Below are 20866 nucleotides of genomic sequence, written 5' to 3'. Positions count from 1 at the left end.
TATAACAGTATTTTTGTCAGAACGCAGAGAATAAAAAACTGACAAAAATGGACAGTTTGTGAATAAAATTGTATGCATTTTAATGAATATGAATCAGTAAGTTACATAACACAACAATAGTGGAAAGCTAGACTTATTACACTATATCACTAGGGTGAATAGGGCATATTGATTGATGAAGATGAAAAAGCAACGTGATTTGATAACAATGGATGCTAAAAAAGTGAAGTATAAGAACAGTTTCCGTTATTTTTTCGCAGTGGGAGGTATGTTCGCATGTTCATCCCTATACGCTTTAGATATTCAATTCAATGATGCTTTGCGTGCGGCAAATGCCAGTAATATAGCTTTACTCGATCAATTCCAAGAACAAATGCAGAATGATGTATTGGGGTATTACCCTGAATACTGGAAACTCAATACCAATTTAGCCTCACAGCCTGCCTCTGCCATTATTAGTTTTGCTCAACGCTACCCACAATCAGCAATGGCTGAAAAGTTGGCTGCTGACTATGTTGAAGAAAAAGTGAAATACGCCAGCTTTGCTGAAGCCAAGCCCGTACTCAGTTATGTCACAAACCCTGATCAAGCAGAAAGCTGTGCTGTTGCCCAAGTTCGAGCACAAACAGGAGATAGCCTTGTTTTTGCAGAGTACAAAGACATTTGGTTAACCACCACGACACAACCTGAATCATGTAATGGTTTAGGGCGATTGATGCTGGCTAGCCCGTTGATGACCGCGCAAGATCGCCAACATCGCTTGTGGTCACAACTACGTGCGGGGCAATCTGGCTTTGCGATCACCACAGCACAATCAATGGGGCTGAATTTATCGCTTGCACAGCTCAATCAGATTCAAGCCAATCCATTGGGCTATCTGTGGAGCGCTGCTAAAAACAACGACGCAGATTATGCATATTTGATTTTTGCTTTGGGGCGGGTCGCGGATAGTGATCTAACCAATGCATTGGCGAATCTTCCTCGTGCGCTTCAAGATACGCCACAAGCTGTACAACAATATCTATATCGTACAGTCGGTTATGTGGGCGGTACGACTGTGATGAAAAATGGTTTTAATCGTGAAGTATTAACTGCATTTGATCAAAGCTATGGTTATCCATTTAGTCCTGAGGAAGCCGAAATTTATGCAAGACAATCCATTCGATTTGGTTCTTGGGAAAGTCTGATTCGGGCAATAGATGCGATGTCTGTGACGCAAAAACAAGAAGATCGTTGGCAGTATTGGTTAGCAAGAGCGTCTGAGCAACGCGCCGATGCTGCGTCTAAGCAAGCAGCACAGCAGATTTATCGTAAATTGGCTCAAGCTGGTGATGATTATCATCATTTGTTGGCCAAAGACCGTTTGGGCCAGCGTTATCACCATCAACCATTTAATGAGCAACCCTCAGCCCAAGATACGCAACGACTTAATCAAAATATCCATTTTAGACGTGCATTTACCCTTAGAGAAATTAATGCACCAGCCACATATATCAATCGTGAGTGGAATTGGGCAGTACGCCAAGCTTATTTACAGCAAGATGATGGTTTGATTCTCGCTGCTGCAAAACGCGCGCATGATATGGGATGGTATGATCGAGCAATTTATGCTGCTGATCGTACGACCACCCGTCACAACGATACCTATCGATTTGCTACACCTCATCGTGCGAACGTCACGAGCCATAGCAATAATGCAGGTGTAGATCCTGCTTGGGCATATGGTTTAATGCGCCAAGAAAGTCGTTTTGTCACCACAGCACGTTCTCATGTCGGTGCTGGTGGTTTGATGCAGATCATGCCAAATACCGCAAAGTTAATTGCGCGACAAATGGGTGAAACCTACAATCCAGCTGCGCTGAGTGAAATGAATACCAATATTCGTTATGGTACTTTCTATCTTTCAATGATTCAGGGGCAACTCAGCGGCAATGCAGTGCTGGCTACTGCGGGTTATAACGCAGGTCCTAATCGAGCACGACGTTGGCAGCCTGACAATCAACCTTTGGCGGCAGATCAATACACAGAATCGATTCCATTGTTGGAAACACGTGACTATGTCAAACATGTCATGACCAATGCGACGCATTATGGTGTGGTATTGGGGCAAGGGCCACAGTCCCTAGAGAAAAGGATGGGTGTGATTCCTGTGCGAAATAGCCCTTGAAATATAAGCTGATATTAAATTTGAAGTCATGAAGTTTTGGTATTTGATGAAATCAATAGATTTTTTAAAACGACGGTTTACAAGGTGGGTACAGGCTTTAGGCTGTATGCTTGTGCTTTCGTTTGCCACATCATTATATGCTGCGAGTAACCAAAATCTCGCGGGCTATATTTTACATGTAGAAATGACGCCAGCGGTATGTGCTTTAGATTCATCAAAACAAAAACAACGTAAGTGTTTGGAAGGTTATTCTTTAACAATTTCAAGTTTATTGCCAGAAGTTCCAGTCAATCGGAACTGTGAAACAAAATCATCAGCCGCATTATCTCCATTGCAATCGACCGTGGTCGCACGTGTCATGCCGAATGAAACTGAGCGGGTACAACTTTGGCAAAATGTTGGAGGTTGTGTCCCGATGAATGCGAGCCAATATTATAGAACGATTATTAATTTCGCTGAACGTTTAAAGATACCTGCTGATCTGACCAGTCAAAACACGATTAGTGTACAAAAAGAAAATCTGAGACAACAATTTACTAAATTAAATCCCTCTTTACCTGCAAATGGTATTCGTTTTAGTTGCCAATCTTCACGATCAGACTCCATTTTGACAGAGATCCGAGTGTGTTATCACAAAAATGGGCAGTATAAACAATGTGCAAGTCATGTTGTGACAGGTTGCCCAAGTGAATTTACAATTAAGGGTAGCTATTAACTTTTCTAGCTGCACTTAATTTGTATTTTCTATCAGACTTTTGTTGAAATTCATTCTCTTTTATATGCATATGCTGCTGCTTTAGAGTACAATCTTTGCCGTTTATGATGATTTGACTGGATAGAATCACTATCTAGTCCAATTAAGGACCCTCATTGGAGACAATTACATGAAGCAACCCGTTCGTGTTGCCGTTACAGGCGCTGCAGGTCAAATTGGTTATAGCTTATTATTCCGTATCGCAAGCGGTGAAATGCTTGGTAAAGATCAACCTGTAATTTTACAATTGCTTGAAGTTCCTGTTGAGAAAGCCCAACAAGCGCTTAAAGGCGTAATGATGGAGTTAGACGACTGTGCTTTCCCATTATTGGCAGGCATGATCGGAACTGATGATCCTAAAGTTGCATTCAAAGATGCTGACTATGCATTATTAGTTGGTTCTCGTCCACGTGGTCCTGGTATGGAACGTGCTGACTTATTGAAAGTAAACGGTGAAATCTTCATCGGTCAAGGTCAAGCATTAAACGAAGTTGCTAGCCGTAATGTAAAAGTATTGGTTGTAGGTAACCCTGCAAATACAAATGCTTACATCGCAATGAACTCTGCTCCAGATCTTCCTGCGAAAAACTTCACAGCGATGTTACGTCTTGACCACAACCGTGCGTTGACTCAAGTTGCTCAAAAAGCTGGTGTTGCTGTTGCTGATATCGAAAAATTAACGGTTTGGGGTAACCACTCTCCAACGATGTATGCTGACTACCGTTTTGCGACTGCAAATGGTGAAAGCTTAAAAGACAAAATCAACGATGCTGAGTGGAATAAGGATGTATTCCTTCCAACAGTTGGTAAGCGTGGTGCTGCGATCATCGAGGCGCGTGGTTTGTCTTCTGCTGCTTCTGCTGCAAATGCTGCAATCGATCATATGCGTGACTGGGCATTGGGTACAAACGGCAAATGGGTAACTATGGGTATCCCATCTGACGGTTCATATGGTATTCCAGAAGGCGTTATGTTCGGTTTCCCTGTAACAACTGAAAACGGTGAATACAAAATCGTTCAAGGTTTAGAAATTGATGAGTTCAGCCGTGAGCGTATTAACTTCACGTTGAACGAACTTGAAGAAGAGCGTGCAGCAATTGCTGATATGCTAAAATAATTTATCACTGATAAATTAAAAAATGCCTCCGATTGGGGGCATTTTTATTGTGTAGGAATCACACAAAAAACAACAAGAAAACAAAGTGCTTCACTGCAATAGTGTGTGCTTTATTGATACATTAAAAGAAGAAAAAGCTAAGGGAGAATAAACATGTTTGAACAACAACCTACACTAGAACTTTTATTTGAACAGCTTGGGTTAGAGGCGGATGAGGCGGCTATGGAGCTTTTTATCCAAACGCATCAATTACGTGCCGAGGAAAAACTGCATGAAGCTGATTTTTGGAGTGCAGGGCAGCGAGATTTTTTAAAAAGTCATTGGGAAAAAGATGATGAATGGGCGATAGTGATTGATGAGTTAAATCAACAATTGCATGTAGACAGCACGGAATAATCATACAAAAGTAAATAAAGCTCACAAATCATTAGTGAGCTTTATTACGTAGAAGTGTTTTAAACCAAGCTTCTTGTCGTATTTGATCGAAAGCAGGGTGGGCTTGAAGCAATTCAAGATCATGATCTAGGCAAGACACATATTTTTTCAACCAATGTCGAGTAAGTGCATATTCTTGCTTTACAACAGATGCATAGGCGAGAAAGAAATAAATATCTAAGTGATCATGATGTGCTAAAGGTTTTAAGATCTGTTGTGTAATCAAAGCGAAACGTTGTTCTTTGTTTAGCTCAAAATAAATCATATATGCTTTAGCTAAATACAATGACAAACTCAAATACAAGCTTAAAGGCATCTCTTCGTGTTCAATACGTGCTTGTTCAAGTAATACAATTGCTTCTTGTAGAAAATGTAATTGTTCCTGACGAACATGGCTGAGCATCACTAACTGCAAACGTAAGTCCGCACGTTCTAAAGCAAGCTCGGGGGTGTTGCCACTTAAATAAAGTTGGTCTGTTTCCCCAATCCGAGAAATTACCTGTTTGGTTTCATTCGACATGCATTGATCCACAAAAATCGTCAGTTAGGTAGGTTATATAAGGTTGTTTTGAGAAATTTAAAGGTTTAGTGTCCCTTGATATTCATTCGATTCTAATTATTCCAAATAGAATTTCCACTTCTTAACCATGCAGTAATAGAGAGACGCTGTTGTTTGGAGAGAAGAACTTCATGCAATATATCACTTTGGAAAATAGCAAGGCGATTGGGTGTAGGTTGAATGATATGCCACTCCCCATTCTTATCCTGTAAACGCAATTGACCACCCCAGTCTTCCTGCCAATGTTCGTGTAGATAGAAAACAGTTGAAATCATTCGATCATTTTTTAGTTGTGGATTATCGCGATGTAACGCGTAAAACTCACCTGCGTTATAGCAAGCAAAATGTGCTTCTACCTCTTTAATCCCGAGATAGAATGCTTGATTTAACGTTTGAGATAAGTTTTGTAAGGTCTTGATGTGTTGTTGTGCGATGGGCAGTTGATGATCAATCCATAAAATGTGGTCGCTTCGAATATGACTGACAACGCCATTCTGTATTCCCGCTGCTCGAAACTCCTCCAGATGAAGACTACATTCTTGAACCAGATCAATTATATATTCTTTAGGGTACGCGTCATTCACTAAAGCAAAACCAAACGTATTTAAATCATCTAAAATTTGATCAATATTCCAAGATGTAGGAAGAGAGGTAGATTGCATACAGCTCCAGTTAACATTCATTTGATTACAGTACAATTTTGGCTGATCACATCAACGCTAAAGAATAGCCTTTATTTTCATGATAAACTATCCTTTGAATTGAGGAATAATTGTCAACATGAATTACCGTCACCATTTCCATGCAGGTAACTTTGCCGATGTTATGAAGCATGTGCTTTTGCTTCAACTGCTTAATCGTTTAAATGCTAAAGATAAGCCATATCGATATATCGATACCCATGGTGGGGCAGGTAAATATGACTTATCTCTTGCACCAGCACAAAAGTCTGGTGAGTTTTTAACAGGGATCCATCGTCTCGTACAGTTGGGCGAGATAGAAAAGCGTCAAGCACCTGAGGGTGTGCAAGAATATTTGAAACTAGTTGAAAGTTTACGTGCCGAAGAGGGCAAAGGTAGTTACCCGGGTTCCCCGTGGTTTGCTTTGCAAGGAATGCGTGAAATTGATAAGGCAACTGTTTTTGAAATGCAGCGTGATGTGTTTCAACAGCTACGCCAAAATATCCGTGATAAACGCATGGGTTTACATGAGCGAGATGCTTATGAAGGTTTGCTCGGCGTTATCCCACCAAAAGAAAAACGTGGGTTGGTCATGATTGATCCACCATATGAACTAGAGCGTAAAGATTTCCCACAATTAGTCGAATTGCTCCAAGCTGCTCATAAAAAATGGCCGACTGGTGTGTTTGCTGTATGGTATCCAATTAAAGATCGCGCCATGATTGAACGTTTCGAAAAGAAAATGTTTAAAACAGGCATTCGCCGCCAATTGGTTTGCGAAATCTGTGTATGGCCTGATGATACACCTGTGGGGCTAAATGGTTGCGGGCTTTTAGTGATTAACCCACCTTGGAAATTTTCGGAAGATGCAGATCAAGCATTACAATGGTTATTTCCACATTTGCGTATGCAAGAAATTGGCGGTCATGCCGCAGTGCGTTGGTTGGTGGGTGAATAACCCATCAACATTAAGATATTGTTGAGGAATTGAAAATAATGACAAATTCTCTGAAACCTGATTCTGATTTAAATAAAGATGGTCGAACTTTCGATGGCATTACATTTGAAGTGGAAGAGGAAGAGCATACGCAGGAAGGGCAAAAAGTAAAACGTCGTGGAATTTATTTGTGGCCGAATTTAATTACAACAGCGGCGCTTCTATCTGGTTTTTATTCCATCATTGCGAGTATGAATGGTAATTTTAATCAAGCGATTTATGCAATCTTTTTAGCTGCATTGTTGGATGGTTTAGATGGGCGTGTTGCACGTGCAATCGGGGCACAGAGTGCCTTTGGTGAACAATACGACTCATTATCTGATCTGCTTGCTTTTGGTGTTGCGCCTGCAATTTTGATGTATAGCTGGAGTTTACACGATCTTGGTCGTATAGGGTTGGCATGTTGTTTTATCTATACCGCTTGTGCAGCTTTCCGTTTAGCTCGTTTCAATGTACAGATTGGTGTGGTCGATAAGCGTTATTTTATTGGTATTGCAAGTCCACTCGCTGCTGTAGCTGTGATTTCGATGGTGTGGGTCGGGCGTGATTTTCCATTTATTTTTGATTTAAAAGACATTGTGATTCAAATTATTAATGCCGCTGTCATGGTTGGTATAGGTTTGCTCATGATTTCAAATATTAAGTATTACTCATTTAAACAAATGGACCGTAAGCGTGTACCTTTTGTTGTGATGTTGCCCGTGGTCTTGATTTTTGCAGCGATCACGTACAACATTCCAGTAGGGATATTGACAGTTTGTATTATTTATATCCTCTCTGGATTTGTAACGACTTTGTTGGCGAAAAAGAATGATTCAAAAATAACAACTTAAAAAATGGAGGTTCAGTATGCCAATATTGATCAGTAATAATCAATTAAAGCAGCTGAACCTCAATAAGTCAGATGCTCTAATCTTCTATCCACCTAAAGGTTTGTTTAAAATCGTTTATCAGGCATTGATCCTGCCGAATCTTCCAGCGCCCTTCCATTATCTGAATTTTATCAGCCTCATTGGACAACCACGCATTCCGGTTTGCTATAACGCGAGTGCAGTAATGACAACCGCAATTGATACAGCAACCGTATTGGTGAGCAGTAGTGTAGCAACGGTTGGGCATCTTAAAAGTTATAGCGCAAAAGATCAGTGCCAATTTGATGTTGATCGTTATCAATTTTTAAATATTGATCATATCCATGTTGATGCACCCAACTATTATTTTAAGCGCTTTGATGATGAACTTAGTTGTGAATTAAAAGTAAACACATTTGCTGAAGTTGAAAATCACTCTGCGTTACAATGGGGAGTTGCTGATTATTGGTATACACGATGTCAATGTGAAGGAGAACTGGTATATAAAAAACAAAAATATCAAATCGCAGCACAAGGGGTTTTAAAACATGCTCGCGCTGTACATTTACCTTTTATTGCATTTCACTTCTTTACCTATCAACTTATTCAAGTCCATGCTGAATTGCAAATTATTCTCACAGAGTTAAGAAATCAATGGAATCAGATTATTTTTACTCGAATAGAAGTTCAATATGATCAACAACCAAGCATACTTTACAATCAAAATGTGAGTTTTGATGTTATGCGAGTTTATCCAAAAGTACGAACGCCAAATGGACGTGATATGTACTTAGCGCGAGAATTTATTTGGCAGTACCAGCAAGGTGATCAGATTGTTTTTCAATTACATGGTCAAAGTCGTGGTGATTATAAATTTGGATTAGCTGCAGGTTATGTCGGAAGTTTTAACTATCAACTTTTTTGGAATAATGAGGCGTATCAAGGATCAGGTTATTGTGAATACATTGATTGTCGACCTTTACATTTGCAAGAAAAAAATAAAACCGAGCAAATAATAGATAAAATTCCACATTTTCAGCCCTATTTGTGCAAGAAGTAGACAGTCGTTCTGGTAAATGTGAAAAACCTCTTGCAACTCATTTCTAATCCTCTATAATGCACATCCATCGGCGGTGATGCAGATAAAAACTTGTTGATAAACAAGGATTTGGCTTTAGTGGTTAGATTTTTGGGTTGTTTGATAAGTTTTAAAAATATCTAAATTACCTGTTGACTTTTAAGAGATTGAGAGTAATATAGCCGACCTAGCTTGATGATGACGAATCATCGAGAAGATCATTAAGAGAATAGAAGAACAACTTGTGTGGATTTTTACTGGTTAATCGATCGAAAATATTTCATTGATTGAATGGTAGAAATTACTCGAAGTTTATTTGAGAAATTAATGTCAGAAAATTGATGAGCCAAGATTTGTAGCCATAAGCTACTAATGATTTTAAACTGAAGAGTTTGATCATGGCTCAGATTGAACGCTGGCGGCAGGCTTAACACATGCAAGTCGAGCGGGGAAGTGTAGCTTGCTACATTACCTAGCGGCGGACGGGTGAGTAATGCTTAGGAATCTGCCTATTAGTGGGGGACAACATTCCGAAAGGAATGCTAATACCGCATACGTCCTACGGGAGAAAGCAGGGGATCTTCGGACCTTGCGCTAATAGATGAGCCTAAGTCGGATTAGCTAGTTGGTGGGGTAAAGGCCTACCAAGGCGACGATCTGTAGCGGGTCTGAGAGGATGATCCGCCACACTGGGACTGAGACACGGCCCAGACTCCTACGGGAGGCAGCAGTGGGGAATATTGGACAATGGGCGGAAGCCTGATCCAGCCATGCCGCGTGTGTGAAGAAGGCCTTTTGGTTGTAAAGCACTTTAAGCGAGGAGGAGGCTACTCTAGTTAATACCTAGAGATAGTGGACGTTACTCGCAGAATAAGCACCGGCTAACTCTGTGCCAGCAGCCGCGGTAATACAGAGGGTGCGAGCGTTAATCGGATTTACTGGGCGTAAAGCGTGCGTAGGCGGCTGATTAAGTCGGATGTGAAATCCCTGAGCTTAACTTAGGAATTGCATTCGATACTGGTCAGCTAGAGTATGGGAGAGGATGGTAGAATTCCAGGTGTAGCGGTGAAATGCGTAGAGATCTGGAGGAATACCGATGGCGAAGGCAGCCATCTGGCCTAATACTGACGCTGAGGTACGAAAGCATGGGGAGCAAACAGGATTAGATACCCTGGTAGTCCATGCCGTAAACGATGTCTACTAGCCGTTGGGGCCTTTGAGGCTTTAGTGGCGCAGCTAACGCGATAAGTAGACCGCCTGGGGAGTACGGTCGCAAGACTAAAACTCAAATGAATTGACGGGGGCCCGCACAAGCGGTGGAGCATGTGGTTTAATTCGATGCAACGCGAAGAACCTTACCTGGTCTTGACATAGTAAGAACTTTCCAGAGATGGATTGGTGCCTTCGGGAACTTACATACAGGTGCTGCATGGCTGTCGTCAGCTCGTGTCGTGAGATGTTGGGTTAAGTCCCGCAACGAGCGCAACCCTTTTCCTTATTTGCCAGCGGGTTAAGCCGGGAACTTTAAGGATACTGCCAGTGACAAACTGGAGGAAGGCGGGGACGACGTCAAGTCATCATGGCCCTTACGACCAGGGCTACACACGTGCTACAATGGTCGGTACAAAGGGTTGCTACCTAGCGATAGGATGCTAATCTCAAAAAGCCGATCGTAGTCCGGATTGGAGTCTGCAACTCGACTCCATGAAGTCGGAATCGCTAGTAATCGCGGATCAGAATGCCGCGGTGAATACGTTCCCGGGCCTTGTACACACCGCCCGTCACACCATGGGAGTTTGTTGCACCAGAAGTAGGTAGTCTAACCGTAAGGAGGACGCTTACCACGGTGTGGCCGATGACTGGGGTGAAGTCGTAACAAGGTAGCCGTAGGGGAACCTGCGGCTGGATCACCTCCTTAACGAAAGATTGATGGCCGGTAAGAATCCACAACAAGTTGTTCTTCGAAGATGTATCTGAGGGTCTGTAGCTCAGTTGGTTAGAGCACACGCTTGATAAGCGTGGGGTCACAAGTTCAAGTCTTGTCAGACCCACCACTACTGACGAAGTGATGAATAATCACAAGCTGCTAGATGAGAAGATATATCGTTCATTATGATTAAAGCTGGGGACTTAGCTTAGTTGGTAGAGCGCCTGCTTTGCACGCAGGAGGTCAGGAGTTCGACTCTCCTAGTCTCCACCACTAAAGATTACAGAATTTAGTAAGTTAAAGCTTATTAACTTCTGTGATTTATCACAGTTTACTGCAAGCTGACGAGGCTGTAGTTAATCATTAACAGATTAGTAGAATTGAGTCTGAAATAAATTGTTCACTCAATTCATTCGAAAGAATGAAATTGAGAACTAGCAAAAACACTGAATCAAGCGTTTTGGTATATGAATTTAGATTGAAGCTGTACGGTGCTTAAGTGCACGAGGCAACAAACTGGATGAGAGCGATGTGAGTTGAAAAACAAACATAGCAATCTGTCCTAACCTTACTTGTAAGGGTTAGCGACTGTTTGGGGTTGTATAGTCAAGTAATTAAGTGCATGTGGTGGATGCCTTGGCAGTCAGAGGCGATGAAAGACGTGATAGCCTGCGAAAAGCTCCGGGGAGGCGGCAAATATCCTTTGATCCGGAGATATCTGAATGGGGGAACCCACCCGCTATAAGGCGGGTATCATAAGCTGAATACATAGGCTTATGAAGCGAACGAGGGGAAGTGAAACATCTCAGTACCCTTAGGAAAAGAAATCAATTGAGATTCCCTTAGTAGCGGCGAGCGAACGGGGATCAGCCCATTAAGTTGTGTGTGTTCTAGTGGAACGCTCTGGGAAGTGCGAACGTAGAGGGTGATATTCCCGTACACGAAAGGGCACACACAATGATGACGAGTAGGGCGAGGCACGTGAAACCTTGTCTGAATATGGGGGGACCATCCTCCAAGGCTAAATACTCCTGACTGACCGATAGTGAACCAGTACCGTGAGGGAAAGGCGAAAAGAACCCCTGTGAGGGGAGTGAAATAGATCCTGAAACCGCATGCATACAAGCAGTGGGAGCACCTTCGTGGTGTGACTGCGTACCTTTTGTATAATGGGTCAGCGACTTATATTCAGTAGCGAGGTTAACCGCATAGGGGAGCCGTAGAGAAATCGAGTCTTAATAGGGCGTATAGTTGCTGGGTATAGACCCGAAACCAGGCGATCTATCCATGAGCAGGTTGAAGGTTGGGTAACACTAACTGGAGGACCGAACCCACTGTCGTTGAAAAGCCAGGGGATGACTTGTGGATAGGGGTGAAAGGCTAATCAAGCCTGGTGATAGCTGGTTCTCCCCGAAAGCTATTTAGGTAGCGCCTCGGACGAATACCATTGGGGGTAGAGCACTGTTTCGGCTAGGGGGTCATCCCGACTTACCAAACCGATGCAAACTCCGAATACCAATGAGTACTATCCGGGAGACAGACTGCGGGTGCTAACGTCCGTAGTCAAGAGGAAAACAATCCAGACCGCCAGCTAAGGCCCCAAAATCATAGTTAAGTGGGAAACGATGTGGGAAGGCATAGACAGCTAGGAGGTTGGCTTAGAAGCAGCCACCCTTTAAAGAAAGCGTAATAGCTCACTAGTCGAGTCGGCCTGCGCGGAAGATGTAACGGGGCTAAAACTATGTGCCGAAGCTGCGGATTTGACATTAGTCAAGTGGTAGGGGAGCGTTCTGTAAGCCGATGAAGGTGTATTGAGAAGTATGCTGGAGGTATCAGAAGTGCGAATGCTGACGTGAGTAACGACAAAACGGGTGAAAAACCCGTTCGCTGAAAGACCAAGGGTTCCAGTCCAACGTTAATCGGGGCTGGGTGAGTCGACCCCTAAGGCGAGGCCGAGAGGCGTAGTCGATGGGAAATTGGTTAATATTCCAATACTTCTGTGTAATGCGATGAGAGGACGGAGAAGGTTAAGTCAGCCTGGCGTTGGTTGTCCAGGTGGAAGACAGTAGGCATGCATCTTAGGCAAATCCGGGGTGCTCTATGCTGAGAGTCGATAGCAAGCTGTACTTGTACAGTGAAGTGGCTGATACCATGCTTCCAGGAAAAGTCTCTAAGCTTCAGTTACACAGGAATCGTACCCGAAACCGACACAGGTGGTCAGGTCGAGTAGACCAAAGCGCTTGAGAGAACTCTGCTGAAGGAACTAGGCAAAATGGTACCGTAACTTCGGGAGAAGGTACGCTGCTGACGGTGATGGGACTTGCTCCCTGAGCTATTGGCAGCCACAGAAACCAGGCCGCTGCAACTGTTTATTAAAAACATAGCACTCTGCAAACACGAAAGTGGACGTATAGGGTGTGATGCCTGCCCGGTGCTGGAAGGTTAATTGATGGGGTTAGCGTAAGCGAAGCTCTTGATCGAAGCCCCAGTAAACGGCGGCCGTAACTATAACGGTCCTAAGGTAGCGAAATTCCTTGTCGGGTAAGTTCCGACCTGCACGAATGGCATAATGATGGCGGCGCTGTCTCCAGCAGAGGCTCAGTGAAATCGAAATCGCTGTGAAGATGCAGTGTACCCGCGGCTAGACGGAAAGACCCCGTGAACCTTTACTGCAGCTTGACATTGAACTTTGACCTTACTTGTGTAGGATAGGTGGGAGGCTTTGAAGTTGGAACGCTAGTTCCAATGGAGCCGTCCTTGAAATACCACCCTGGTAATGTTGAGGTTCTAACTCTGTCCCGTTATCCGGGACGAGGACCATGTCTGGTGGGTAGTTTGACTGGGGCGGTCTCCTCCTAAAGAGTAACGGAGGAGTACGAAGGTGCGCTCAGCGTGGTCGGAAATCACGCGTAGAGTATAAAGGCAAAAGCGCGCTTAACTGCGAGACCCACAAGTCGAGCAGGTACGAAAGTAGGTCTTAGTGATCCGGTGGTTCTGTATGGAAGGGCCATCGCTCAACGGATAAAAGGTACTCTGGGGATAACAGGCTGATACCGCCCAAGAGTTCATATCGACGGCGGTGTTTGGCACCTCGATGTCGGCTCATCTCATCCTGGGGCTGAAGCAGGTCCCAAGGGTATGGCTGTTCGCCATTTAAAGAGGTACGCGAGCTGGGTTTAGAACGTCGTGAGACAGTTCGGTCCCTATCTACCGTGGGCGCTGGAAATTTGAGAGGATCTGCTCCTAGTACGAGAGGACCAGAGTGGACGAACCTCTGGTGTACCGGTTGTGACGCCAGTCGCATCGCCGGGTAGCTATGTTCGGAAGGGATAACCGCTGAAAGCATCTAAGCGGGAAGCCTACCTCAAGATAAGATTTCCCTAGGAATTTATTCCTCTAAAGAGCCGTTCGAGACTAGGACGTTGATAGGTTGGGTGTGGAAGCACGGTGACGTGTGAAGCTGACCAATACTAATTGCTCGTGAGGCTTGACTATACAACACCCAAACAGTTGTTGTATTCAAGATAAATTCAATACATAACTTGATTTAGTGTCAAAACTAGTTACAATACGACTCGATTAACTAATCCGTTAATAACTCTTTCGGTACTAAGTGGCATGAACTTAATAATAAGTTCAAAAGTAAGACCACCCAAAGCCAAAACAGTTTGCTGGCGACAATAGCAAGAGTGAACCACCTGATCCCTTCCCGAACTCAGAAGTGAAACCTCTTCGCGCTGATGGTAGTGTGGCACTTGCCATGTGAGAGTAAGTCATCGCCAGCTTTTAAATATAAACACCCCTAACCTAACGGTTAGGGGTGTTTTTTATTGCAACGAGAAAAATAAATTGGGGAAAATTACGGTATAACTATTGGGGAAAAGATAAAGCGTGATGTGAAAAGGCCCAATTGATGGGCCTTATAACTACAATTTTATGAATTTAATATTGAAGGTTATTGGGTTTAGTTAATGTTGTAGTTACAGTACCATTATGGTTAATAGAGCTACCTTCAAAAGTAATATTATTAAAAATATGTTTAAATTTTAGCATGGTTCCATTTAATGATTTCTTAAATGTAAAGATATCAGGACCCTCTAAATATATACTACCTGTGAAACTTTGTGTGTCGTTTGAAGGTGTTTCATTCGTAATACGAGAGCCCGAAATCGCTGAAACACTTGGGATATTCAATATTTTATCGCCTGAAGGCTTAATACGATAAGTTGCAAGAGCAGTTGCATCTCCGGGTGTAGAGTTTACAACAAAAGATACAGGCTCTAGATCTGGTGTACTTGGATTATCATTAATAAGGACATCGAAACTGGAATTATTTTGTAAAACGAATAAATCTCCATCTAAACTTTTTGGATCTTTATAAATGCTTAATGCACCATAAGTTTTACTTTCTTCATCTGGATGGGTAACAGTGACATTATATTGACCTTCACCATTCATGGAGACAACACGTAATTGGTTAGATTGTGTCAAGCCCCAAGATTGCTGATAAGGGTAACCAAATACACCTGCGATCCATATGTCATTCCAAGCCTTATCTGCATTTTGATTATCAAAAATCAAAATGAATGTTTCACCTGTAAATTTTTTAATTTGCTCTGGTGTAATTTTAAGTGAATTGAGTTGTTCTTTCGTGATTTTAAAATCCCAATCATTATACTTGTTTGGTGTGATTATATTAAGTGCAGTTTTAATATTCTCTTCACCTTCTAGAGCATAGCAAGGTGTATTTTCATAAATTCGATTACCTTCACCGCCAAAACACGTTTCATAATAAGTGAAATGAGATTTATCTTGATCAAATAATTTCTTCACATCAACGGTGAGTTGTAATGGGCCTTGAGCAAAGGTATCTAATGCATGGTCTATATAGCCTTTTGATATGCTGCTATCGCTAGCATCGTAGTTACCAAATAAAAATTTTCCTTCTTTTTTTAAAGAAGCTAGTGTTGTAGCAGCAGCTTCTAACTCTGGAGAGGTAATGGGTGGTTGTTCAGTATTATTACCTCCACTATTACCTTGATTATAGTAGCCTTTACTTCCACCACCACCACAAGCGGTAATTACGCTGGTTAAAGCAATGGCAAGAGTCCCCTTGATAAACTTCATAGTCTTCCCCAAGTAAATTATGTGAAATGTAGAGTTATTAATATTTCATAATTATTTGCGACAGTAATAGATAACCGATATTTTAATTCTGTCTCAAACTAAGTCCATTTTGGTGTTCATAATCACTAAAATATTGAAGATATTTAAAGTTTAGATACCATTGTTTATCTAATTCTAGTGACTCGCAAATAATAACTTGAATTTAATCGCTCTAAATTAACCATGCTAGCATACATTAAAAATAGTGCTGATTAAATCACCTAGATGAAATCTCAGCACTATTTAAACCGCTTAAATTTATTACAATTTTTTGATTTAACTTAATTAATAGCCAAAACAAATCTAAAATGTGATGTGATTATTACTTTTATAAAAATTATTTAATCATCCAACAAATCCATTTGTTTGGCGAGTTGATATAAATTGTTAGAGCGATTGCCAGTGCGGCAGAACATTAAGATTGGTTTTGGGAGTTCATTATAATGATTTGCGAATGCACGAACATCAAGTTCAGTAATCTGACCAGCAACGACAGGTTGATAAACATAATCTAATCCTGCATTACGCGCTGATTCTTCGATCTGAGCACTAGTTGGTTGTTCAGGGCCACCTTCCATATCAGGACGGTTGTTAATAATAGATTTAAAGCCTTTTTCAACAACTTGTTCTACGTGTTCTGGGCCAATTTGACCTGCAAAACCTACATTCTCTGACATCTTGTCACTCCAAAAACAAACAAAACATTTTATGCTCTATCATAGCATTAAGCTTGATCTTGAGTTTAAATGTCTATAACAAATAAGTGATGTTCAGTAAAAAGATAATGAAATGGAGCGCGCATGCACACCTATACCGTTGAGCCGTTGTATGTTCCGAGTGGTGATGAAACAATCGCAGCAGATTTTTATCTTCCCAAATCTAACATTAAGCCAGCAGTTATTATCATGGCTCATGGGTTTGCTGGATTACGTCAATTTAAATTAGTTCAATATGCTCAGCGGTTTGCGAAAGCAGGATATGCGGTCATTTTATTTGATTATCGCTATTGGGGGGGGAGTACAGGAAAGCCCAGAGAGTTAGTTTCTTTAACGGCTCAGCTTGATGACTGGAAGACGATTGTTCAGTTTGTATCAAATTGTAAGTTGATTGATAACAGACGAATCATTCTTTGGGGAACTTCTTTAAGTGGTGGATATGTCCTGAGTTTGGCCACGGATCTAAAAAATATTCAAGCTGTCATGGTACAAGTGCCTTATGTTGATGGTGCTGAAACCGCTAAACTTTATCCACTCCAGCGTTATCCCGAAGCGTTAAAGCGTTCTAGCCAAGATTATATGGGATCAAAAATGGGGTTAGTACCAAAGACATTACCTGTTGTGGACCAATATAAATTATGTTTTCTACCAACCTCTGATAGTTATTATGGCTATCATTCCATTGTGAATCCTGATTATTATTGGAGTGGGGAAGTTCCTGCTCGTGTTTTTTTTAATTTAATGCGTTATCGTCCTATTCAGTATGTACGCAAGATAAATATTCCAGTTTTATTCATTGCAGCAAAACAAGATAGTTTGATTCCCATCGCATCTAGTCGTGAAGCCGCAACCAATATCGCCCCTTTTGTGAGCTATCATGAGTGGGAAATGAAGCATTTTGATATTTATCATGGTTCTTGGTTTGAAAAAGCGGTCACAACCCAATTAGAATTTTTACATCAACATATTGGAGTGATGTGATGATTATTGTCTGTGCATCCTGTGGTGCAAAAAATCGTGTTCCTGAAGAAAAGCTAGCTGTTCATCCAAATTGTGGCCAATGTCATCAAGCCTTATTACCTTTAACGCCGATCGAGTTAAACGAACAAAATTTTAGTCATTTTATAAGCAATAATGATCTCCCTGTTTTGATTGATCTATGGGCTGAATGGTGTGGTCCTTGTAAAATGATGGCACCGCATTTTACTCAAGTTGCTAAGCAAAATCCTTATGTCATTTTTGCAAAAATTGATACTGAGGCAAATCCTCGTTTGAGTGCTGCATTTAATGTTCGTAGTATTCCAACACTGGTTTTAATGAATAAAACGACAGAGTTGGCAAGAATTAGTGGTGCTTTACGGGCGCCAGAGTTACAACAATGGTTAGACCAACAATTACAACAACATCAAGGACATTAATATGACGGAGCGCCCAAACCAGCCTGAAGGAATTCTATCGTTACAGACAATTGCAATGCCAGCTGATACCAACTGGAGCGGGGATGTGTTTGGTGGTTGGATTGTTTCACAGATGGATTTAGCCGGTGCCATTCACGTTGAGCGGTTGAGTAAAGGGCGTTGTGCAACCATTGCAATTAATCAGATGAGTTTTCTTGTTCCCGTGAAGGTGGGGAATGTTATTAGTTGTTATACCAAAATTTTGAAAGTGGGAAACACCTCAGTACAAGTCCAAATTGAAGTGTGGAATAGCCATGATGACTCTCGTGAACCTGTTCGTATTACGGAAGGCGTATTTACTTTTGTGGCAGTTGACATAAATGGTAATAAGCGTGTGATCGCCGAGGAGATTAAACAGGCTTTTGCAGCAGTCGATAAAGCTAAGGTTTTGTGATTAGGAATGCGCTAAAAATATTATTTTATTTGGAATAAAGAGAATGGCTGAAGAATTAGTTTTACAGCAAGGTCATAAGGCCGAGCAATATCAAAGTATTATTCCGCAGATTCAGGCAATTGTTGAGGGTGAGTCTGATGTGATCGCCAATCTTGCGAATATTTGTGCAGCGTTAAAACAACAATTTGATTGGCTGTGGATTGGCTTTTATCTTGTTAAACAAAATGAATTAGTATTGGGACCATTTCAAGGGCCGATCGCATGTACTCGTATAGCTAAAGGCCGTGGCGTGTGTGGCACTGCGTGGGAACAGCAGCAAGTAATGATTGTGCCTGATGTAGATCAGTTTCCAGGACACATTGCATGTAGCTCTGCTTCAAGATCAGAAATCGTGTTACCGATAATGAAGAATGGTGAATGTATTGGTGTTCTGGATATTGATAGTGAAGAGCTGAATCAATTTGATGAGATGGATGCCGAATATTTGCAGCAGTTAATGCTTATGATTGAAAAAATTGTGTAAGCAATTAAAAATAAGGCCAAAACTAGTTTTGGTCTTATTTTATTAGCACAAGGTCTAGAACATGGTATTTGAGTTCTTACTCTTTTCTGGAATATTTTGTATCACATCCCAATGCTCTACAATTTTTCCATTTTCCACACGAAATATATCAATAATCGCTCTGCCTCGATCACTATCATTTTCAGTAGAATGCACGTGAAGAACGACTAAATCTCCTTCAGCAATTACTTTCTTGATGACATTTTTTGCCTGAGGATTATTGCTAAATTTTTGTGTAAAGAAGTTTACAAAAGGCATTTTACCATCAGGTACATTAGGATTATGTTGGATATATTGATCACCAATATAACGATCTGCGTATGCTTTAACTTGATGTTTTAGAAAAACACCTTCATAGAAATCAACCACGATTTTCTTATTTTGTTCTGAGAGATTAACAGTATTTGTTAGCTCGGATGAACGGATATGCGGGGTGTTTGAAAGAACTGAAGTACAGGCGCTAATAACTGTCACGGAAAGTATAAGTGGAAGAAAATAAATTTTTTTCATAATAAGAAGCCCAAGAAATACAAGTGTATTTATCTTGGGCTGAAAACTAATCTCAAAGAAGTTTAGATCAGTTACTATTTTTTACGTTTTGGTAGCCATGCCCAAAGCATTTGGCATTGGATAGGCTCATTGCCAGAATCATCAATAACGGTCACAGGAATCAATAACTCGCCTTTTTCATTATCGGCGATAAACTTTTGTTGATCGGCTGATAATGTTGCTGTTGCAGTCAAACCACCTTGTGCCACTTTCAAATAATCTACATGTAACGATTTAATCAATAAAATACGATTATCGGGTACATGTAAGCCTGTTAAGAAGCCCGTTGCTGTTTCAGCCAATAATGCCATTGCAGCTGCATGAACGCCTTTAATATGATTTTGCATATTACGTTGGTTTTCGATACGAACTGTGACATGGTCTTTATCCACTTCTAAATAGCGAATATTTGCAGTTCCAACCATTGGAACAACACGACCAAAGGCTTTACTCCATAGTGTGCTACGGATGCTTTTCGGAAATTTAGAAGTGGTTTTAACCAGCGTATAAAGGCGGTTATCTTTTGCCATAGCGAACCTATTGCTTAGTCTTTGAAATTATTAAATTGCAGTGGTAGACCAAATTGCTGTTCACGTAAAAAGTTCATCACCTGCTGTAAAGTATCGCGCTTTTTGTCCGTGACACGGATTTTGTCTCCTTGGATAGAAGATTGCGCTTTGATGCCACTTTCTTTAATGGCTTTATTAATTTTTTTTGCAGTATCTGAGTCAAGTCCATCCTTAAGCTTGATCACTTGAACAACATGTTTGCCCGAAGCTGTTGCTTTTTGAGGATCTAAAGCTTGTACATCCACTTTACGCTTGTAGAAGTGATTTTCGAGCATGGTATAAACTTGCTCGCATTGGAAGTCACTTTCAGTTGAGATTTTAATTTCTTTATTTTTCTCATTTAACTCAATCGAAACGTCTTGTCCGCGAAAGTCAAAACGAGTACCAATCTCTTTTTGTGTGTTTTGCACAGCATGATTGACTTCAAATAACTCTAATTCAGAAACAATATCAAAAGAAGGCATGGTTAGACCTTTACAAAGGGAAAGAATATCTGAGATGCTAAGGGGGTTTTCTTCATTTGCCAAGTGTTGTTTACATCAAAGGAGTGCACAATGATCCGTAAACAAGAAATTACAACATTTGAGTTCCCAGAAGGCGCTGTCATTTGGGATGTCCGAGATACCAAAGCGTATGCCGAGGCTCATGTTAAAGGGGCGATGAATCGTCCAATTGCTGAGTTAAATGCGGATAGTTTGACTCAAGTTGCAGCGGATCAGCCGATTTATATTCTATGTGGTGGTGGTAGTAAAGCACCACGTGCGGCAGAGTTGTTAGACGGGATTGATAGTTCTCGTGAATATGTGGTTCTCATGGGCGGAACACGTGCAGCACGTGATGCCGGCTTGCCTTTGGAGCAAGGTGCTTAAAAGAACCCTAAAATTTGCC

At 41.4% G+C, this 20866-nt stretch carries 19 protein-coding genes, 2 tRNA genes and 3 rRNA genes; 17 read left to right on the top strand and 7 right to left on the bottom strand.

Annotated elements, in window-relative coordinates; genetic code table 11:
• Positions 1-175 precede the first annotated feature (175 nt).
• The 4 genes from DS737_RS13635 (at position 176) to DS737_RS13620 (ending at position 4434) form a co-directional block, all read left to right on the top strand.
• On the top strand, positions 176-2167 hold the full coding sequence (locus DS737_RS13635) for a lytic transglycosylase domain-containing protein (RefSeq protein ID WP_008942323.1): 1992 nt from the start codon (positions 176-178) through the stop codon (positions 2165-2167).
• A gap of 28 nt (positions 2168-2195) precedes the next feature.
• Positions 2196-2882, top strand: a complete 687-nt coding sequence (locus DS737_RS13630; protein ID WP_205680596.1) for a ribonuclease T2 family protein — start codon at positions 2196-2198, stop codon at positions 2880-2882.
• Between the two features lie 169 nt (positions 2883-3051).
• A complete protein-coding gene (locus tag DS737_RS13625) occupies positions 3052-4038 on the top strand; it encodes a malate dehydrogenase (RefSeq protein WP_004637843.1) in 987 nt (328 codons plus the stop codon).
• Positions 4039-4191: 153 nt separating this feature from the next.
• Positions 4192-4434 (top strand): DUF2789 family protein, encoded by a 243-nt coding sequence (locus tag DS737_RS13620; RefSeq protein ID WP_004637844.1) that lies wholly within the window; start codon positions 4192-4194, stop codon positions 4432-4434.
• Positions 4435-4465: 31 nt separating this feature from the next.
• Here the strand turns inward: DS737_RS13620 and DS737_RS13615 are convergent, their stop codons facing one another.
• Together DS737_RS13615 and DS737_RS13610 are read right to left on the bottom strand one after the other, a co-directional pair.
• Positions 4466-4993 carry a hypothetical protein gene (locus DS737_RS13615; RefSeq protein WP_113997760.1) on the bottom strand — a complete coding sequence of 176 codons (528 nt, stop codon included), beginning with the start codon at positions 4991-4993 and terminating at the stop codon, positions 4466-4468.
• Between the two features lie 92 nt (positions 4994-5085).
• The gene (locus DS737_RS13610; protein WP_113997759.1) at positions 5086-5694 is read right to left on the bottom strand and encodes a 2OG-Fe(II) oxygenase; all 609 of its coding nucleotides are present in this window, start codon (positions 5692-5694) and stop codon (positions 5086-5088) included.
• 118 nt (positions 5695-5812) lie between these two features.
• Between DS737_RS13610 and DS737_RS13605 the strand changes: the two genes are divergently transcribed.
• The 8 genes from DS737_RS13605 to rrf all read left to right on the top strand — a co-directional run bounded on the left by DS737_RS13605 (position 5813) and on the right by rrf (position 14350).
• On the top strand, positions 5813-6670 hold the full coding sequence (locus tag DS737_RS13605; RefSeq protein WP_005083594.1) for a 23S rRNA (adenine(2030)-N(6))-methyltransferase RlmJ: 858 nt from the start codon (positions 5813-5815) through the stop codon (positions 6668-6670).
• A 38-nt stretch (positions 6671-6708) separates the two neighbouring features.
• The gene (gene pssA / locus DS737_RS13600; protein ID WP_004637848.1) at positions 6709-7542 is read left to right on the top strand and encodes a CDP-diacylglycerol--serine O-phosphatidyltransferase; all 834 of its coding nucleotides are present in this window, start codon (positions 6709-6711) and stop codon (positions 7540-7542) included.
• A 16-nt stretch (positions 7543-7558) separates the two neighbouring features.
• Entirely contained in the window at positions 7559-8620 is a 1062-nt protein-coding gene (locus DS737_RS13595; protein ID WP_113997758.1) for a DUF6670 family protein, read from the top strand.
• A 398-nt stretch (positions 8621-9018) separates the two neighbouring features.
• Positions 9019-10556: ribosomal RNA gene (locus DS737_RS13590) — 16S ribosomal RNA — on the top strand.
• Between the two features lie 59 nt (positions 10557-10615).
• Positions 10616-10692, top strand: a tRNA-Ile gene (locus DS737_RS13585).
• A 70-nt stretch (positions 10693-10762) separates the two neighbouring features.
• Positions 10763-10838: transfer RNA gene (locus DS737_RS13580), tRNA-Ala, on the top strand.
• 331 nt (positions 10839-11169) lie between these two features.
• Positions 11170-14060 (top strand): 23S ribosomal RNA (locus DS737_RS13575).
• 175 nt (positions 14061-14235) lie between these two features.
• Positions 14236-14350, top strand: a 5S ribosomal RNA gene (gene rrf, locus DS737_RS13570).
• Together the 16S, 23S and 5S rRNA genes with 2 tRNA genes alongside form the textbook arrangement of a ribosomal RNA operon.
• 157 nt (positions 14351-14507) lie before the next feature.
• On the opposite strand, the gene DS737_RS13565 is transcribed toward rrf, so the two are convergent.
• A complete protein-coding gene (locus tag DS737_RS13565) occupies positions 14508-15692 on the bottom strand; it encodes a hypothetical protein (RefSeq protein ID WP_017395803.1) in 1185 nt (394 codons plus the stop codon).
• A gap of 380 nt (positions 15693-16072) precedes the next feature.
• Positions 16073-16408, bottom strand: a complete 336-nt coding sequence (locus DS737_RS13560) for a TIGR01244 family sulfur transferase (RefSeq protein WP_004637851.1) — start codon at positions 16406-16408, stop codon at positions 16073-16075.
• A 123-nt stretch (positions 16409-16531) separates the two neighbouring features.
• Here DS737_RS13560 and DS737_RS13555 point away from each other — a divergent pair, with 123 nt between their 5' ends.
• From DS737_RS13555 to DS737_RS13540, 4 genes are read left to right on the top strand one after another with little or no spacing between them, the layout of a single operon-like run.
• Positions 16532-17428, top strand: a complete 897-nt coding sequence (locus DS737_RS13555; RefSeq protein WP_113997757.1) for an alpha/beta hydrolase — start codon at positions 16532-16534, stop codon at positions 17426-17428.
• A complete protein-coding gene (trxC, locus tag DS737_RS13550; RefSeq protein WP_004637854.1) occupies positions 17428-17865 on the top strand; it encodes a thioredoxin TrxC in 438 nt (145 codons plus the stop codon). Before DS737_RS13555 ends, trxC begins: the two co-directional genes overlap by 1 nt.
• Before the next feature lies 1 nt (position 17866).
• On the top strand, positions 17867-18298 hold the full coding sequence (locus DS737_RS13545; protein ID WP_113997756.1) for an acyl-CoA thioesterase: 432 nt from the start codon (positions 17867-17869) through the stop codon (positions 18296-18298).
• A gap of 43 nt (positions 18299-18341) precedes the next feature.
• Complete coding sequence (locus tag DS737_RS13540; RefSeq protein WP_113997755.1) at positions 18342-18821, top strand: GAF domain-containing protein; 480 nt, start codon at positions 18342-18344, stop codon at positions 18819-18821.
• A 54-nt stretch (positions 18822-18875) separates the two neighbouring features.
• On the opposite strand, the gene DS737_RS13535 is transcribed toward DS737_RS13540, so the two are convergent.
• The 3 genes from DS737_RS13535 to DS737_RS13525 all read right to left on the bottom strand — a co-directional run bounded on the left by DS737_RS13535 (position 18876) and on the right by DS737_RS13525 (position 20442).
• Positions 18876-19370, bottom strand: coding sequence for a nuclear transport factor 2 family protein (locus tag DS737_RS13535; RefSeq protein WP_005085489.1), 495 nt, complete (start codon positions 19368-19370; stop codon positions 18876-18878).
• A gap of 74 nt (positions 19371-19444) precedes the next feature.
• The gene (locus DS737_RS13530) at positions 19445-19939 is read right to left on the bottom strand and encodes a DUF4442 domain-containing protein (RefSeq protein ID WP_005085486.1); all 495 of its coding nucleotides are present in this window, start codon (positions 19937-19939) and stop codon (positions 19445-19447) included.
• Between the two features lie 14 nt (positions 19940-19953).
• Positions 19954-20442 (bottom strand): YajQ family cyclic di-GMP-binding protein, encoded by a 489-nt coding sequence (locus tag DS737_RS13525; RefSeq protein WP_004637859.1) that lies wholly within the window; start codon positions 20440-20442, stop codon positions 19954-19956.
• A gap of 90 nt (positions 20443-20532) precedes the next feature.
• Between DS737_RS13525 and DS737_RS13520 the strand changes: the two genes are divergently transcribed.
• Complete coding sequence (locus DS737_RS13520) at positions 20533-20847, top strand: rhodanese-like domain-containing protein (RefSeq protein WP_004637860.1); 315 nt, start codon at positions 20533-20535, stop codon at positions 20845-20847.
• Positions 20848-20866: the final 19 nt, after the last annotated feature.

This window comes from Acinetobacter haemolyticus (assembly GCF_003323815.1).
GTDB lineage: Bacteria > Pseudomonadota > Gammaproteobacteria > Pseudomonadales > Moraxellaceae > Acinetobacter > Acinetobacter haemolyticus.
Note: the sequence above shows the minus strand (reverse complement) of the source record. Positions and strands in the feature narration are given on the sequence as shown.

Bases quoted from the DNA above. Each gene is read 5' to 3' on its own strand.
- DS737_RS13520 (WP_004637860.1), top strand. From the start codon at position 20,533: ATGATCCGTAAACAAGAAATTACAACATTTGAGTTCCCAGAAGGCGCT.
- DS737_RS13535 (WP_005085489.1), bottom strand. From the start codon at position 19,370: ATGAAAAAAATTTATTTTCTTCCACTTATACTTTCCGTGACAGTTATT.
- DS737_RS13635 (WP_008942323.1), top strand. From the start codon at position 176: ATGAAGATGAAAAAGCAACGTGATTTGATAACAATGGATGCTAAAAAA.
- DS737_RS13620 (WP_004637844.1), top strand. From the start codon at position 4,192: ATGTTTGAACAACAACCTACACTAGAACTTTTATTTGAACAGCTTGGG.
- DS737_RS13630 (WP_205680596.1), top strand. From the start codon at position 2,196: ATGAAGTTTTGGTATTTGATGAAATCAATAGATTTTTTAAAACGACGG.
- DS737_RS13605 (WP_005083594.1), top strand. From the start codon at position 5,813: ATGAATTACCGTCACCATTTCCATGCAGGTAACTTTGCCGATGTTATG.
- DS737_RS13565 (WP_017395803.1), bottom strand. From the start codon at position 15,692: ATGAAGTTTATCAAGGGGACTCTTGCCATTGCTTTAACCAGCGTAATT.
- trxC (WP_004637854.1), top strand. From the start codon at position 17,428: ATGATTATTGTCTGTGCATCCTGTGGTGCAAAAAATCGTGTTCCTGAA.
- DS737_RS13595 (WP_113997758.1), top strand. From the start codon at position 7,559: ATGCCAATATTGATCAGTAATAATCAATTAAAGCAGCTGAACCTCAAT.
- DS737_RS13545 (WP_113997756.1), top strand. From the start codon at position 17,867: ATGACGGAGCGCCCAAACCAGCCTGAAGGAATTCTATCGTTACAGACA.
- pssA (WP_004637848.1), top strand. From the start codon at position 6,709: ATGACAAATTCTCTGAAACCTGATTCTGATTTAAATAAAGATGGTCGA.
- DS737_RS13615 (WP_113997760.1), bottom strand. From the start codon at position 4,993: ATGTCGAATGAAACCAAACAGGTAATTTCTCGGATTGGGGAAACAGAC.
- DS737_RS13555 (WP_113997757.1), top strand. From the start codon at position 16,532: ATGCACACCTATACCGTTGAGCCGTTGTATGTTCCGAGTGGTGATGAA.
- DS737_RS13530 (WP_005085486.1), bottom strand. From the start codon at position 19,939: ATGGCAAAAGATAACCGCCTTTATACGCTGGTTAAAACCACTTCTAAA.
- DS737_RS13525 (WP_004637859.1), bottom strand. From the start codon at position 20,442: ATGCCTTCTTTTGATATTGTTTCTGAATTAGAGTTATTTGAAGTCAAT.
- DS737_RS13610 (WP_113997759.1), bottom strand. From the start codon at position 5,694: ATGCAATCTACCTCTCTTCCTACATCTTGGAATATTGATCAAATTTTA.
- DS737_RS13540 (WP_113997755.1), top strand. From the start codon at position 18,342: ATGGCTGAAGAATTAGTTTTACAGCAAGGTCATAAGGCCGAGCAATAT.
- DS737_RS13625 (WP_004637843.1), top strand. From the start codon at position 3,052: ATGAAGCAACCCGTTCGTGTTGCCGTTACAGGCGCTGCAGGTCAAATT.
- DS737_RS13560 (WP_004637851.1), bottom strand. From the start codon at position 16,408: ATGTCAGAGAATGTAGGTTTTGCAGGTCAAATTGGCCCAGAACACGTA.